This window comes from Psychroflexus montanilacus, from assembly GCF_020164535.1.
GTDB lineage: Bacteria > Bacteroidota > Bacteroidia > Flavobacteriales > Flavobacteriaceae > Psychroflexus > Psychroflexus montanilacus.
The window spans coordinates 250,675-265,580 of record NZ_JAIQZC010000004.1 but is presented as its reverse complement, the minus strand read 5'-3'; the positions used below and the strand labels follow the sequence as shown (position 1 = coordinate 265,580).

Below are 14,906 nucleotides of genomic sequence, written 5' to 3'. Positions count from 1 at the left end.
TTGTTGAAGCAGACGCAACCAAATCCATCTTGTAGCGTCTAAAGAGTAAACAAACTTTAATGAAATTTCTAAGTAAACTTTTTATTGTCTTTTTCTTAGCGTCAATTATTTTGGTAAGTTGTGAAGTAAATGATGACGGTTTTTTTCAATCTACTCAAGTTTCGAGAATTCTGGATGCCGAAGTACCTGATACTATGGTTGTAGGTGAAACCTATACTTTTGATATTACTTACGAAAAAGATTCAGATTGTCACACATTTTCTAATTTTGAAGCTGTAAATCAGGGAGATAGTTTGTACTTTGTGCGAGCAATTACATTATTTACTCAATCATCAAACTGTAATCAGCAAGCAATAGGCGAACCTAGGGAAATAGATTTTACAAATGAATTTGAATCTGATTTCACATTCAAATTCCTTCAAGATCGAGATAGTGTTGGAGAATCTATTTATCTAGAAAAAGATGTCGTTGTGATAGAAGAATAAATGGAATTAAAGAACCTAATAAAGCGTTGTAAACAAAATGACATAGCGTCACAAAAGCTGTTGTACGAAATGTTTGCAGATGTGCTTTTTAGTATTTCTTTAAAATATTCCAGGAATTATTCTGAAGCTGAAGACAATTTACAAGATGCTTTTATTACCATTTTTGAAAAAATTCATCAGTTTCAGCACAAAGGTTCTTTTGAAGGCTGGTTAAAACGAATCACTATCAATATTTGTTTGCAGCGATATAGAAAACAGAAGGTGTTTGAATTGGTGAACGAAGAAGCCCTTAAAGCTGAAGATGTTTATGTAGAAGACGAAAGCTACTCCTTACAGTTTCTTTTGAATTGTATTCAAACTCTACCAGATCGTTATAGAATGGTTTTTAACCTCTATACTTTAGACGGGTTTTCACATAGAGAAATTGCAGAAACGCTTCAAATTACAGAAGGGACATCTAAGTCTAATCTTTCCAGAGCCAAAGAGATATTGCGAAAAAAAATAACAGAGGCAAATGCAGAGGAAACGTATCCCTACAAAATAGATCACAACTAAATGAAATCTTCTAAACCTATAGAGCGGTTATTTCAAGAAGGTCTAAAAGACTTTCAGGCTTCGCCTTCTCCAAAAGTTTGGGATGGAATCGAAGAGAAATTATCAGAAAAAAAGAAGCGTCGACTACTACTTCCTTTTTGGTGGCAGGCTGCTTCAGTAGCAGCGATTTTGATGATATTTAGTGCATTAGGCGGGTATTATTATAGTTCTTTAGGTTTGAATTCATCTCTTTCATCGGAGACGAATTCAAAAATTAAATCGACTTCAAATTCTTTAGAAGTAATTCCTAGTCAGTATAGTTTTTCGTCAGTCAACCAAAACTTATCAACTATAGAAAATTCTTTGGAAACGCGTTTCGCTTTTCAGGTTTCTGAAACAGAGACAACAAGTCCTTCTAACAACAGCTCACAAAACTACACCAATGCTTCCTCTATATATGAAAAAAATCAGCTCGCAGAAAGATCATCCCCATCAGTTAATCTTTTAAACAGATCTGCTGTAAATTCTTTTACAAATGCATTACGTGTTTCATCTCTTATTGAAGATGTTAAATCTGACAATGTATTATTAAAAGAAAACACGGTCAAAAAGAAATCTTTATTTGATGCTATAGAAGATGATGACCTCCTAGCTTTAGAAGATGACAATACAGTTGACAGACCCTGGGAAGTAAAACCCAACGTGGCTCCAGTTTTTATGAATTCTTTAAACGGTGGTAACCCTGTTGAGCCTAGTCTTCAAGGAAAAACATCCAGTAATGCAAATGTCTCTTTTGGTGTAAATGTAGCTTATGCTATAAATAAAAAGATGAAAATAAGAACTGGTGTGAACCAAGTTGCTATGGGATACAATACTCAGGATGTTATCTTATCTTCAACCTCTTCATCATTCAGGGCAGAGGGTTCTAGTAATTTAAGTATCAAAAACAACCTCATAGGAGAAGTTGCGCTGGTTTCTGCTGTGAATAGTGGTGTAAGTAGTAGGAATGCGCCCATGAGTGAAGCGAGTGGCTCCTCTTTTACGAACACACCATCAGACTTAAGTCCTGTTGGTGCAATTAATCATGAACTTGGATTTGTTGAGGTGCCCTTGGAAATAGAGTATGCGATTCTCGATAAAAAAATCGGGTTGCATGTATTGGGTGGAGCAAGTACGTATGTATTGAATAATAATGAAATCTTCTTTGAAGACAATGGACGGTCTTCTAGCATAGGTGAGGCAGATAATCTCAATTCCTTCAGCTTTAGTGCCAATTTAGGTGTAGGGATGGATTATAATTTTTCTAAAACTGTATCCTTCAATCTGGAACCTAAGTTTATGTATCAAATCAATACATTTGAAGCTAACACGTCCAACTTTCAACCTTATTTTTTCGGTATTTATTCAGGGATTAAATTCAAATTTTAGAAATATATCTCTCAAAATAGAGTTAGCTTGTTGCTTATGTAAGTAAAAAAATTAACTTTGTTTATATGAGAGTTGAAGCATATATACAGCAATTACTATATAGATATGAGTGTGTGATAGTCCCTGGATTTGGTGCTTTTGTTACTCAGAAGAACACAACAGTTTACCACCCAGACACCCATAAATTTACACCTCCTTCCAGGAAAATTACTTTTAACAAGGCCATCCAGAATCATGATGGACTTTTGGCAGAAACCATAGCCAAAGCCGAGTCCATGGATTTTGAGAGTGCGAAACATAAGATTCAACTTTTTGTAAATGATTTTCAAACGGCCTTACAAGTAGATCGTGTTTTAGAAATTCCTAAACTAGGAAAGTTTTACCTGGACAAGGAAGATAATCTCTCTTTTGAGCCATACAACACCATCAATTACTTTGTAGAGTCTTTTGGTTTAGATGAGTTAAAACTTAATGAAGTAAGCAAAACAATCAGCAGTAAAGAGGAAATTCAAACTGATGAAGAAAAGGAAGCATTAGTACTGGAAAATAAACCAGAAGATCAGTTAATATCACCGGTTTATCCATTAGACCATCATTCAGAAGAAAAGAAAAGCAGGCCTTATCTAAAATACGCTGCTGTGGGTGTAATAGCTTTAAGTATCGCGAGTTTTGCAGGTTTATATCAGTATAATAATTATGTTGTCTCGTTTAACGACACCGAATCTCAAAAAGCTGAATCCCTCTTACAAGAAAGGATTCAAAGTGCAGAGTTCAGTTATACATTATCAGAGTTACCACTCAACACTGCCAAAACAGAAACCATTTTGCCAAAATATCACATTGTGGCAGGTGCTTTTCGTATAGAAAATAACGCCAAGAAAAAGGTTGAACTTTTAAAAGCAAAGGGTTATGATGCTGCTTTGATTGGAAAGAATGCGTACGGTCTCCATCAGGTGGTCTTTGCAAGTTATGTTCAAAAAGGGGAGGCTTTACAACAACTGAGAAAAATAAAGGTCATAGAAAATCCAGAAGCCTGGTTGTATGTAAAGCAACTTTAAGCTTGGGTTAACACTACAAAACCTATCTTTGCAAAAAAAATAAATGGAAGTAAAATATCCTGAAGAATCCAAAACCGTCCTTACAGATTTAGTTCTCCCAAGTGAAACCAATCCCCTTAATAATTTATTTGGAGGAGAGCTTCTGGCGAGAATGGATCGGGCAGCAAGTATAGCAGCTCGAAGACATTCTAGACGAATTGTGGTTACAGCCTCCGTGAATCATGTTGCCTTCAATAAAGCAGTTCCACTGGGAAGTGTAGTTACTGTAGAGGCAAAAGTTTCAAGAAATTTTAAAACCTCTATGGAGATCTTTTTAGACGTATGGATTGAAGATAGAGAGAGTGGAAGAAGGTCGAAAGCCAATGAGGCCATATACACATTTGTTGCTGTAGACGATACTGGCAACCCTGTGCCTGTTCCAAAGCTAGAACCTCAGACTAAACTAGAAAAAGAGAGATACGATGCGGCGTTAAGACGTAAGCAATTAAGCCTGGTACTCGCAGGTAAGATGAAACCAAAAGACGCAACAGAGCTAAAAGCTTTATTTGAAAACGATAAATAAAATACTATGTACGAAGTTATACAGATTGTTCACTCCTATTGGGCCTATCTAGTGGTTTTGGTCCTTACCTTGGCTGCTTTTAATGCCATTATAAAAACACTTGGCAAAAAACCATTTGGCCCTCAAGATTTTAGAATTTCTTTGTTTACACTCATTGTTTCACATCTTCAATTGCTTATTGGAATTGTTCTCTACTTTGTGAGTCCTTATTTTAATGCTTTTTCTGAAGTTGGGATGAAAGGTGTAATGGGAGATAGCACATTAAGGCTATACCTTGTTGAACACCCACTCACAATGATTGTTACTATTGTCCTCATTACGGTAGGTTATAGTAAACACAAAAAGAAACTGGCTTCCAACAAGAAATTTAGAACTATAGCCATTTTTTATGCTTTAGCGCTACTGCTTATGCTATCCAGAATTCCATGGAATGCGTGGTTTTAATCTTAAAGCAATAAGATAGACAGATGATTGTATTATTAATATTATCATCAACATCCACAAAAAAAGGCCCTTTGATTAATTCAAAGGGCCTTTTTATATGTAATAAATTCTTTCTGCTTAAGCTTCAAATGGTTGTATGTGAACAAACGACTTATCGTCTTTTGTCTTTTTAAAATGTACAATACCGTCAACTTTAGCATGCAAGGTATGATCTTTTCCAGCATACACGTTATCGCCAGGTTTGTGAGCAGTTCCTCTTTGTCTCACAATAATATTACCAGCAACAGCAGGCTGTCCTCCAAAAATCTTCACGCCTAAACGTTTCGATTCTGATTCTCTTCCGTTTTTTGAACTTCCAACACCTTTCTTATGTGCCATGATGTTTAGTTTTTGTAATTATGTTACTTACTTAATAATTCAATTAATTCAGCTTTTTTCAAAGCAGAATATCCTTCAAGGCCTCTATCTTTAGCCATTTCTTTAAGCTCAGCAACAGTGTGCTTGCTTAAGTCTGTAGTAGTTTCTTTGCTCTCTACTTTCTTTTCCTCTTTTTTAGGCTCTTCCTTTTTCTTAGAAGCTGAAGTAGATTTTTTAGAACCACCAGAAACTGATATGTCTCCAATGTGGATTTCAGTAAGATACTGGCGATGGCCATTTTTCTTACGGTATCCTTTTCTTCTTTTCTTTTTGAAGACAATAACTTTGTCTCCTTTCAAGTGCTTAACGACTTTTGCGCTAACAGAAGCACCATCTATAGCCGGGGCGCCTAGAGTAATGTTGTCACCGTCTGCATGTAAAAGAACTTTATCAAAAGATACATCAGCACCTTCGTCTTCTTTTAAACGATGAACAAACACTTTCTGGTCTTTCGCAACTTTGAATTGCTGCCCTGCTATCTCTACAATTGCATACATAGTGTTTAGTTATTTAATTTTTACTAAATAGTTTGCAAATATAGTATTTTAAAAATAACTGTCAACAAAAAACTTCTATTGAAAAAATTACTCTTTTAACTTATGCTTGAAGAGCTGCATAAAAGAAAGAGTGAGTACAATTGTGGTAGCCAATCCCGATAATAATACTGTAAAGCTAAATACTCCAACACCTATATTGTAAGACTTAGAAAAGGTTTCTGCAATTTTGCTGATGAAATCTGGATCTACTTCGGTTACATAGACTGCCATAAAGGCTGTAAACACTATCGTTGCTAAAAAACCGGTAACGATACCAGCCTGGAAGCCTGCAGTATACGAATAGCCTGATTTTAACTCAATTCTTTTATACCTAATAGCTTCATAAATAGCAAAACCTGTTATGACTCCATTAAATAAACTGAAAAAAGGATTAGTATGTAAACCAAATAAAGACAATACTAGAAAATAAGCTATCAACGACGATGTTAACGCTATTCCAAATCTTACCGAAAGTACAAATCGACTCATGAGTTAGTTTTATTTGCTAATATATTAAATTTCGGGTTGGATAAGAATTTTATTAGTGAATTAATAAAGTCTTAAGTATTCCAAAATAATAAAAAGTAATCAAAAAATTATGTAACAATTTTCATATTTTTAGACTCATTAATCATAAATCAAAACAATATAAAAATGACTAAGACTATTATGTTATCCGTTTTTGTATTTTTCATGACTCTGGCTCAAGCTCAGAAAGTGGAATTTACAGAATACAACTTAGACAATGGTTTGCAAGTGATCTTACATCAAGATAACACGGCTCCTGTTGTTACGGTTGGCGTTATGTACCATGTAGGTGCAAAAGACGAAGCTCCTGGAAGAACCGGTTTTGCCCATTTCTTTGAACACCTTCTATTCGAGGGAACAGAGAATATCGAAAGGGGTAAATGGTTTGATATTGTTTCTGCCAACGGCGGAAGTAACAATGCCAACACTACTCACGACCGTACTTACTATTACGAAACTTTCCCGTCTAATGCCTTAGAACTTGGACTTTGGATGGAATCAGAAAGAATGTACCATCCGGTTATCAACCAAATTGGTGTGGACACACAAAATGAGGTAGTAAAAGAAGAAAAACGTTCTAGAATTGATAATGCTCCTTATGGTAAAATAGCCTACGGAACGGGAGTGGATCCTTACATGTTTGATAAGCATCCTTATAAAAACTCTGTTATAGGGACAATGGAAGACCTAGATGCAGCAGAATTAGAGGAATTCAAAGCTTTTTTCGATAAGTATTATATCCCAAATAATGCTACTTTGGTAGTAGCTGGAGATATAGATGTAGCTCAAACCAAAAAAATGATTGAAGATTATTTTGGTCCTATTTCTGCTGGACCAGAAGTAGAAAGAGTTGACATAGAAGAAGACCCTATACAGGAGAAAATAGTAGCTACAGATTACGACAGCAACATACAATTACCCCTAACGGCTCTAGTTTATAGAACTCCATCTATGAAGGACAGGGATGCTTACGTTCTCAATATGATTTCCTCAACTCTAACGGATGGAAAAAGTTCGAGAATGTATAAAAGAATGGTGGATGATGAAAAAATAGCTCTACAAGTATTAGCCTTTGCTAGAAGTCAGGAAGATTATGGAACGTATTTGATTGGAGCTTTACCTTTAGGTGATGTAGAACTTTCAAAATTAAGAGAGGTGATGGATGAAGAAATTGAAAAACTTCAAACAGAATTGATCTCGGAAAGAGAGTATCAAAAACTTCAAAATAAATTCGAAAACCAATTTGTAAATTCTAATGCTAGCATTCAAGGTATTGCTGCATCTTTGGCTACTTACCAGATGCTTTACGGTAATACAAATTTGATCAACGAAGAAATTGAAATCTACAGAAGCATTACCAGAGAGGAGATCAAAGAGGTAGCAAATAAATATCTACAAGAGAACCAAAGACTAGAGCTAGATTATTTACCCGAATCAAACGAATAAAAAAATCAAAATGAAAAATATAATTGCAATACTTTTAGTATGCTTGGTTGGTACTAGTATGTCTGCTCAGATAGACAGATCCCAAATGCCTAAACCAGGCCCAGCGCCGACTATTAATATCGGTGAGCCAGAAACATTTACCTTAAGCAACGGACTTAAAGTCCTTGTTGTGGAAAATGACAAACTCCCAAGAGTTTCTGCGCGACTTATCATTGACAACAAACCTTATACAGAAAAGAAACCTGGCACCAAAACTATGGTATCTAGTCTATTGGGTACAGGAACTCAGGAAACTAGCAAAGATGAATTTAATGAAGAAATCGATTTCTTAGGAGCAAGATTAAGCTACGGTGCAGAAAGTGCTTTCGCGAGTTCATTATCAAAATTTTTCCCAAGAGTTATGGAATTGATGGCCGAAGGTGCCTTAAAACCAAAGTTCACACAGGAAGAATTTGAAAGTGAAAAAACAAAACTAATCGAAAGTTTAAAATCTGAACAAAATGATGTTGGTACTATTGCAAACAGATTAAGTTCTAGTCAGGCATACGGATCTAATCATCCATATGGCCAATACGTTTCTACTAAAACTGTAGAAGACATTACCCTGGAAGATGTTCAAAATGCTTACAAAAACTACTTTGTCCCAGAAAACTCTTACTTAGTTTTAGTTGGTGACATTACTAAAAAGGATGCCAAGAAAATTGTAAAAAATACATTTGGAAAGTGGAAAAAAGCTACACCTCCAAACACATCGATTCCATCCGTTAAGCCAGCTCAATACACTCAAATCAATTTTGTTGATATGCCCAATGCTGTGCAGAGTGAAATTATTGTGCAAAATACAGTTGACTTGAAGATGGCGGATGCTGATTATTTTCCAGTTATTGTAATGAATCAAATCCTGGGAGGGAGTTTTGGCAGCTATCTTAATATGAATTTGAGAGAAGATAAGGGCTATACTTATGGAGCTAGATCAAGTGTAGGTGATAGTCGGTATGCTTCAAGATTTAGAGCTTCAGCAAGCGTAAGAAATGCAGTGACTGATAGTGCTGTGGTTGAATTTATCAAAGAAATTGATAGAATTCGCAACGAAGAAGTTGATGCAGATAAACTTGAGGATACTAAAAAGAAATTTGCAGGGTCTTTTGTAATGAGGTTAGAACAACCTTCTACAATAGCTAATTATGCTCTCAATATTGAAACTGAAGGACTAGATAAAGATTTTTACGAAACGTATCTTGAAAAAATCAACGCGGTGACACAGGAAGATATCCAGCGAGTTGCCAAAAAATATCTGAAAACAGATCAAATGCAAATCGTAGTTGCCGGAAAAGGATCCGAAGTGATTGAAAATCTTGAGACGGTAGAATTCAAAGGCAAGAAAATCCCAGTGCTTTACTTCAATAAAGAAACTGAAAAAGTAGACAAACCTGAATTTAAAAAAGAACTTCCAGAGGGAGTCACTGTCGAAACGGTTTACAACGATTATCTGCAGGCTATTGGAGGCAAAGAAACCCTTTCTAAAGTCGAAACTATGATGATGAAAGGAAGCGCGTCTGTACAAGGTATGTCGATCTCTTTCACGAGCAAGGCTACCCAGGAAGGGAAGTCGCTAACGCTTGTTGAAATGAACGGTATGACCTTAAACAAACAAGTTTTTGATGGTGAAAAAGGTTACGCTTCTGCTCAGGGTCAAAAAATTGATCTTAATGAGCAACAAGTGAAAGACTTAAAAGTAACTTCTGGAACCTTCCCGGAAATGAAAGTTTCTGAAGGTGCAAAGTTAACAGGTATCGAATCTGTTGATGGAGAAGATGCTTATACAGTGCAACTGACTGAAAATGCTAAAGAATTTTATAGTGTTGATTCAGGATTAAAACTTGCAACTGAAACAGTGGCGGAGCAAATGGGTCAAAAAATGACGATTACCATTTCTTACAAAGACTATACTGAAAAGAATGGGGTGTTGCTACCTATGACTTTAAGTCAAAATTTAGGTCCGCAAACCATCGACATCAAAATGGAAGAGGTTAAATTTAACGAAGGCGTGACTGCTGCAGACTTCGAATAAATTTCAATTTTCTTTGAAACCAAAATCCCGCTATTCAGCGGGATTTTTTGTTTATTCTGTTATGCGAATTCTAAATTAAAATTTTAATTAGGAGCTGATTAAGGGGTTAAGTAATTGCCAATATATAATTTTTAAAGTCGTCAATTGGATACCTGGATTTTCAGTTTTGCTAATTCAAAAAGGTCATTTAGGACCTTGAACTCAAATAATTAATGATTTAGAAAAGTATGTATACACCTATTATTGTAGACTTGCAGGTTCAAAAACTCATGACATGAATTACAACTATATACTGCTGTCTTCAATAGTTTTGCTCTTGGTACATTGCAAGACTCCAAACTCAACAGATCAACAGTCTAAAGTAACCTTCGCGACTTTCAATGTAAGTATGGAATCCGAAAATTATTTGGGCAGATATGCGGATGGGGTTTCTTCGCAAATTTTAATAGACCAACTTGCTAGTGGAGAAAGTCAGCACATTAAAAACATCGCTAAAATCATACAAACCAAAAGACCTGAGGTGATTCTGCTCAATGAATTTGATTATATCGAAAATCCTGAGCAGGGCATAGAAAAGTTTATAAAAGCTTATTTGAATAATGCTCAAGATGGCACAGAAGCTATCGACTACCCGTATTACTATTATTCAACGTCCAATACAGGTCTAGAAACTCCTTTTGATCTCAATGGAGATGGGAAATTTGAAGGCACAGCCAACGATGCCTTTGGTTATGGAAGGTATCCAGGCCATTACGGGATGGTGTTGCTATCTAAATTCCCGATTGATGAAGAAAATGTTCGCAGCTTTCAATTTTTCAAATGGAAGGACATGCCAAACCATCTTGAAACTAAATCTGCTGATGGTGAAAACTTCTATAGCGACGAAGCCTGGGAAGCCTTTAGGCTGTCGTCAAAATCGCATTGGGATGTGCCTATAAGCATAGGCGATAAGACCTTACATGTTCTAGCCAGTCACCCTACGCCTCCAGGTTTTGATGGTGAAGAAGATAGAAATGGCAAAAGAAATCATGATGAAATTAGGTTTTGGAAAGATTATATTGATGAAAATGAAGGAAGCTATATTTACGACGATACAGATAAAAAAGGGCCTTTAGGCAAAGCGCCTTTTGTCATTATGGGAGATTTAAATGCATCACCCGATGAAGGGAATGCGATCAACGATGGGATTCGTGGTTTGTTAAATCATCCGAGAGTCAACAATACATTTACCCCATCTAGCAAAGGAGGTGAAAAGCACAGTCCAAATAATGAACACGCCAAATACCACACTGCTTTTTGGAAGCTGAGAGCCGATTATGTTCTGCCGTCTACTGGCTTAAACGTAACGGATCATGGTGTTTTCTGGCCTACTGAAGGAGAGCCATTGTATGAACTGATGGAAGACAGGGAAGCAAGTTCAGACCACAGAATGGTTTGGATTGAAATAAATTTAGAAGATTAATTACTTCAAAAGATTCACTGCTTTCACAATCACACTTTCCACACTGCTTGTGTTGGAAATAAAAACAGATTTGGAATAAAGCTTTGCCTGGGTAGCTGTGGTGTTTCCTATACAAATCACTTTAGACGTTGAAGCAGGGTTTGCTTCAAAAAAACTATCCACTCCCATCGGGCTAAAACACAACACTGCATCAAAGTCTCTGTTGAAGGTTTTGGCTGTTTTGATGGTCTCGTAAACGAAGATTTCAGAGAGAGAAATATAAGCTTTCCCAAGGATTTTTGCCAGTTCTGGTCTTCTTTGGGCACTTCCAAAAAACGTGAAAGAAAGTTCTGAATACTTTTCTAGAATACGTTCAGCTAAGGCTTTCCCACTTTCTGCAACACATTCTACAGGAAACCCAAACGATCTCAACTTTGAGGCAGTTTTTCTTCCCACACAAAAGCAGGCATCAATTTTAAAGTCCTTGATTAAGTCTACTGTTGTTTGACTAGTTACAATTGCATTCGGATAGGTGTCTTCGGAAATAGATCCTGATAAGCTTAATGCTTTGGTTTGTATAAAATTATACTCAGTTACACTAAGACCAGCGTTAAGGAGTAAGTTTGTTTGAGACTGAGAAAGTAGTTTTGTAGAAAGAACAGAATGCATACTATAAAACTTTTCGAAGCTCTGCCATCAACCTGTCGCCACCTTGCTTCAAGACGAGTTCAGCGCAACGTTTTCCAAAACCTTCAACCTGTTCCAAAGGCGTTGTTTCTTCAAGCGTATAGCTTTCTTTTCCATCCAGACTGTACAATCCAGCTTTGAGCCTCAATTCATTGGCTTCTACAGTTGCCAGTGCTCCAATTGGTGCAGTACATCCGCCTTCCAATGTTTTCAGAAACTCACGTTCAACTTTTACCGCCAAAGCAGTTTCAGCATGATTGATAGGTTCCAGAGCAGTTTTACATCTTGCATTGGAATCCATGGTTACTACCAGCATCGCTCCTTGTGCAGGGGCAGGAATCATCCAGTCAAGTTCAATATGATTGTCTGGTTTTAAGTCTATACGCTCAAGGCCTGCTGCCGCAAAAATGGCTCCAGCCCAATTACTGTCATCCAATTTTTGTAACCGCGTATTTACATTACCTCGTAAATTGACAACCTCGTGATTAGGATATTTGCTAAGCCACTGCGCCTTTCGCCTCAAACTACCTGTAGCAATAGTTTTTTCAGAATCAAAATCATTCAAGCCCTTGTGAATAAGAATATCGCTAGTATTAGCTCTCGGTAAAACCGCTCCTTCTACAACTCCCTTTGGAAGAGCTGTAGGTACATCTTTCATGGAATGGACCGCTATGTCAATGTCACCTTTTATTAAGGCAACATCAAGGGTTTTAGTGAAAATGCCGGTGATTCCCATCTCGTAGAGTGGCTGCTCTAGATTGAGATCTCCCGTAGATTTGACGGGCTTGAGAATGGGGTTGTAACCTTCACGTTCCAGAAGTGATTTAACTTTATGAGCCTGCCATAAAGCTAACTCACTATCACGAGTTCCTATCCGTATAGTTTTTGACATAAGAGAATAAAATTAGTGGAAGTAAAGTTAAGGCTAATCGGATTCAGTTTCCAGTTCGAATACCTTTTTCAACAAAGCAATGCTGTCTTCAGTGGAACCATTGGCACTTCTCAGGTGGCTTGCAAAACTACGAGTGATTTTATGAATCACGCGATCGCTGATGATTTCAGCCTGTTCTTTATCAAACTGATTGTTTTTCTTGCTTTGGTAATCTAATTCTTCATCCTGGAAGATTTTGAACTTTTCCTTTAAGGCTTTGATCGTTGGAGCAAATTTTCTAGTGTCCAGCCATTCGTTGAACTCCACTTTTACCTCTTCAATAATCGCTTCAGCATCCGGGATAAAAGCCTTTCTTTTAGACAAGGTTTCATCTGTAAGTTGAGATAAATAATCCAGGTGAAGCAACTTCACATTGGCCATACCTTCCACATCTTCAGCAACATTTTTTGGAATAGACAAGTCTAAAATAAGAAGGTCTTTTTTAGGATAAATCAACTCCTTTGTGATGGTAGGCGTCTGAGCTCCGGTAGCCACAATTAAAATATCTGTAGAACGAATTTCGGATTGTAATTCTGAAAAATCCTTAACGATCAAGTTGAATTTACCAGCGATTTCTTCAGCCTTATCTTTGGTCCTGTTAATTAAAGTAATATTCTTATTGCTCGTGTGCTTGACTAAATTTTCACACGTATTGCGACCAATTTTACCAGTTCCAAACAATAAAATCTTTTTATCGGATACATTATTGATATGGTCTAAAATGTATTGAACCGAAGCAAATGAAACCGATGTAACTCCAGAGGAAATTCTGGTTTCATTTTTAATTCTACGGCTGGCTTGAATTACAGAATTGACCAGTCGTTCCATAAAATGATTGATCATTCCCTTTTTCTTGGATAGGGTGAAAGCAGATTTGATTTGACTTATGATCTCAAAGTCACCAAGGATTTGGCTGTCTAGTCCACCACCTACACGAAACATATGATTAATAGCTGCTTCATTTTCTAAAACGTAACCACTTTGAGTAAAAGTAGTTTGGTCTCCAATACTAAACTCACATAGCAAATCAATAAGCACTTCAGCCTGATCTGCAAAGGCATAAACCTCAGTCCTGTTGCAAGTAGAGGAAGTCACAACAGAAGTAAGACCAATAGATTTTGCTTTATCCAATAAAGCTTTCCTTTGGTCAATATTTAAGTTGAATTTTCCTCTAGTCTCTGCATCTGCTTTTTGATAGCTGATGCCAATGACGTAGAAGTTTTTATGTTTAGAGACGTTGTATTTCTGCATTCTTATGTTCCAAAAATAATGGAGTACAAAATTAGAGCATAAGCATAGTTAAAAGTAACGCTATAAGTTCCTTTTTTGTCGTTTGACGTATTTTTACCCAAAATCTGATAAATATCAGCCCGTTTAAGTATTTTTGTAACCATAGTAACACATTAGAGCTTGTCTAATTAGAACAGTTCTAAATAATAAACACAGAAGGATGGCATTGATGTCAGAGAAAAATATCGCTAGAGGTTCGGAGCAATTTATTGAGATTGAAGAGGGGATATCCATATTATCTATCAAAAATGATTCTGAACATGAAGAATGCATCACTCATAATATAAGTGCTGATTTTATTCAATTTCACTTTTGTGTGAAGGGAGAGATCAAATTCAATTTTAACGAGGGACGCTATGCCTTAAATATTAAAGAAGACCGTTCTCTTTTGCTTTATAATCCTGAACGGGATTTACCAATCAATCTTGAAGCCTCTTCAGAATCCTGGTCGGTTTCCATTTTGATTTCTATCAAAAAACTTCATACTTTATTTTCTGCTGAAGCCAACTACATAGACTTTTTGACTGAAGATAATCGCGATAAAAAATTCTACAAAGAGGTGTCAGTTTCACCAGCAATGGCTGTGATATTGAGTCAGATTTTGAATTTCAATCTGCATCCTTCTGTTAGGAAAATTTACTTAAAAGGTAAAACCTATGAGTTGATAGGACTTTATTTCAACAGGCCTGCAGAGGCAGATATTGAACAGTGCCCTTTTCTAGATGATGAAGATAATGTGAAGAAAATAAAACTGGCAAAAAGCATTATTTTGCAACGTATGACAGAACCTCCAACGCTACAGGCACTTGCAGATGAGGTTGGACTGAGTTTGAAAAAACTAAAGGAAGGGTTTAAGGAAATCTATGGAGATACTGTATTCTCCTTTCTTTTTGATTACAAAATGGATTATGCTAGAAAATTACTGGAAAAAGGACAACATAATGTGAATGAGGTAGGTCTAAGCATCGGCTATTCTACAGCTAGTCATTTTATTGCAGCCTTCAAAAAGAAATTTGGAACCACACCCAAGAAGTATATCCAGGGCTAA

General features: G+C 36.4%; 16 protein-coding genes. 10 read left to right on the top strand and 6 right to left on the bottom strand.

From position 1 onward, the window contains the following. Positions 1 to 59 precede the first annotated feature (59 nt). The 6 genes from LB454_RS12220 (at position 60) to LB454_RS12195 (ending at position 4,511) form a co-directional block, all read left to right on the top strand. Entirely contained in the window at positions 60 to 485 is a 426-nt protein-coding gene (locus LB454_RS12220) for a hypothetical protein (protein ID WP_224464959.1), read from the top strand. Next, positions 486 to 1,040: an RNA polymerase sigma factor gene (locus tag LB454_RS12215; protein WP_224464958.1), complete on the top strand. Its 555-nt coding sequence runs from the start codon at positions 486 to 488 to the stop codon at positions 1,038 to 1,040. Next, on the top strand, positions 1,041 to 2,447 hold the full coding sequence (locus LB454_RS12210) for an outer membrane beta-barrel protein (protein WP_224464957.1): 1,407 nt from the start codon (positions 1,041 to 1,043) through the stop codon (positions 2,445 to 2,447). It abuts the gene before it with no gap. Between the two features lie 65 nt (positions 2,448 to 2,512). Continuing rightward, a complete protein-coding gene (locus tag LB454_RS12205; RefSeq protein WP_224464956.1) occupies positions 2,513 to 3,505 on the top strand; it encodes an HU domain-containing protein in 993 nt (330 codons plus the stop codon). A gap of 43 nt (positions 3,506 to 3,548) precedes the next feature. Continuing rightward, positions 3,549 to 4,067 (top strand): acyl-CoA thioesterase, encoded by a 519-nt coding sequence (locus tag LB454_RS12200; RefSeq protein ID WP_224464955.1) that lies wholly within the window; start codon positions 3,549 to 3,551, stop codon positions 4,065 to 4,067. 6 nt (positions 4,068 to 4,073) lie between these two features. Further along, positions 4,074 to 4,511, top strand: a complete 438-nt coding sequence (locus LB454_RS12195; protein ID WP_224464954.1) for a hypothetical protein — start codon at positions 4,074 to 4,076, stop codon at positions 4,509 to 4,511. 117 nt (positions 4,512 to 4,628) lie between these two features. Here LB454_RS12195 and rpmA read toward each other — a convergent pair whose 3' ends face one another. From rpmA to LB454_RS12180, 3 genes are all read right to left on the bottom strand, one after another. After that, positions 4,629 to 4,889: a 50S ribosomal protein L27 gene (gene rpmA / locus LB454_RS12190; RefSeq protein WP_224464953.1), complete on the bottom strand. Its 261-nt coding sequence runs from the start codon at positions 4,887 to 4,889 to the stop codon at positions 4,629 to 4,631. 23 nt (positions 4,890 to 4,912) lie between these two features. Further along, entirely contained in the window at positions 4,913 to 5,425 is a 513-nt protein-coding gene (gene rplU, locus LB454_RS12185) for a 50S ribosomal protein L21 (protein ID WP_224464952.1), read from the bottom strand. A gap of 87 nt (positions 5,426 to 5,512) precedes the next feature. Further along, the gene (locus LB454_RS12180) at positions 5,513 to 5,953 is read right to left on the bottom strand and encodes a DUF4199 domain-containing protein (protein WP_224464951.1); all 441 of its coding nucleotides are present in this window, start codon (positions 5,951 to 5,953) and stop codon (positions 5,513 to 5,515) included. 165 nt (positions 5,954 to 6,118) lie between these two features. Here LB454_RS12180 and LB454_RS12175 point away from each other — a divergent pair, with 165 nt between their 5' ends. The 3 genes from LB454_RS12175 to LB454_RS12165 all read left to right on the top strand — a co-directional run bounded on the left by LB454_RS12175 (position 6,119) and on the right by LB454_RS12165 (position 10,971). Continuing rightward, entirely contained in the window at positions 6,119 to 7,438 is a 1,320-nt protein-coding gene (locus LB454_RS12175; protein ID WP_224464950.1) for a M16 family metallopeptidase, read from the top strand. A 10-nt stretch (positions 7,439 to 7,448) separates the two neighbouring features. Continuing rightward, positions 7,449 to 9,509 carry a M16 family metallopeptidase gene (locus LB454_RS12170; RefSeq protein WP_224464949.1) on the top strand — a complete coding sequence of 687 codons (2,061 nt, stop codon included), beginning with the start codon at positions 7,449 to 7,451 and terminating at the stop codon, positions 9,507 to 9,509. 274 nt (positions 9,510 to 9,783) lie between these two features. After that, entirely contained in the window at positions 9,784 to 10,971 is a 1,188-nt protein-coding gene (locus tag LB454_RS12165; RefSeq protein ID WP_224464948.1) for an endonuclease/exonuclease/phosphatase family protein, read from the top strand. Here LB454_RS12165 and LB454_RS12160 read toward each other — a convergent pair whose 3' ends face one another. From LB454_RS12160 to hemA, 3 genes are read right to left on the bottom strand one after another with little or no spacing between them, the layout of a single operon-like run. After that, positions 10,972 to 11,619, bottom strand: coding sequence for a uroporphyrinogen-III synthase (locus LB454_RS12160; RefSeq protein ID WP_224464947.1), 648 nt, complete (start codon positions 11,617 to 11,619; stop codon positions 10,972 to 10,974). A gap of 1 nt (position 11,620) precedes the next feature. After that, complete coding sequence (hemC, locus tag LB454_RS12155) at positions 11,621 to 12,529, bottom strand: hydroxymethylbilane synthase (protein ID WP_224464946.1); 909 nt, start codon at positions 12,527 to 12,529, stop codon at positions 11,621 to 11,623. Positions 12,530 to 12,562: 33 nt separating this feature from the next. After that, a complete protein-coding gene (hemA, locus tag LB454_RS12150) occupies positions 12,563 to 13,819 on the bottom strand; it encodes a glutamyl-tRNA reductase (RefSeq protein WP_224464945.1) in 1,257 nt (418 codons plus the stop codon). A gap of 199 nt (positions 13,820 to 14,018) precedes the next feature. Between hemA and LB454_RS12145 the strand changes: the two genes are divergently transcribed. Beyond that, the gene (locus LB454_RS12145) at positions 14,019 to 14,906 is read left to right on the top strand and encodes an AraC family transcriptional regulator (RefSeq protein ID WP_224464944.1); all 888 of its coding nucleotides are present in this window, start codon (positions 14,019 to 14,021) and stop codon (positions 14,904 to 14,906) included.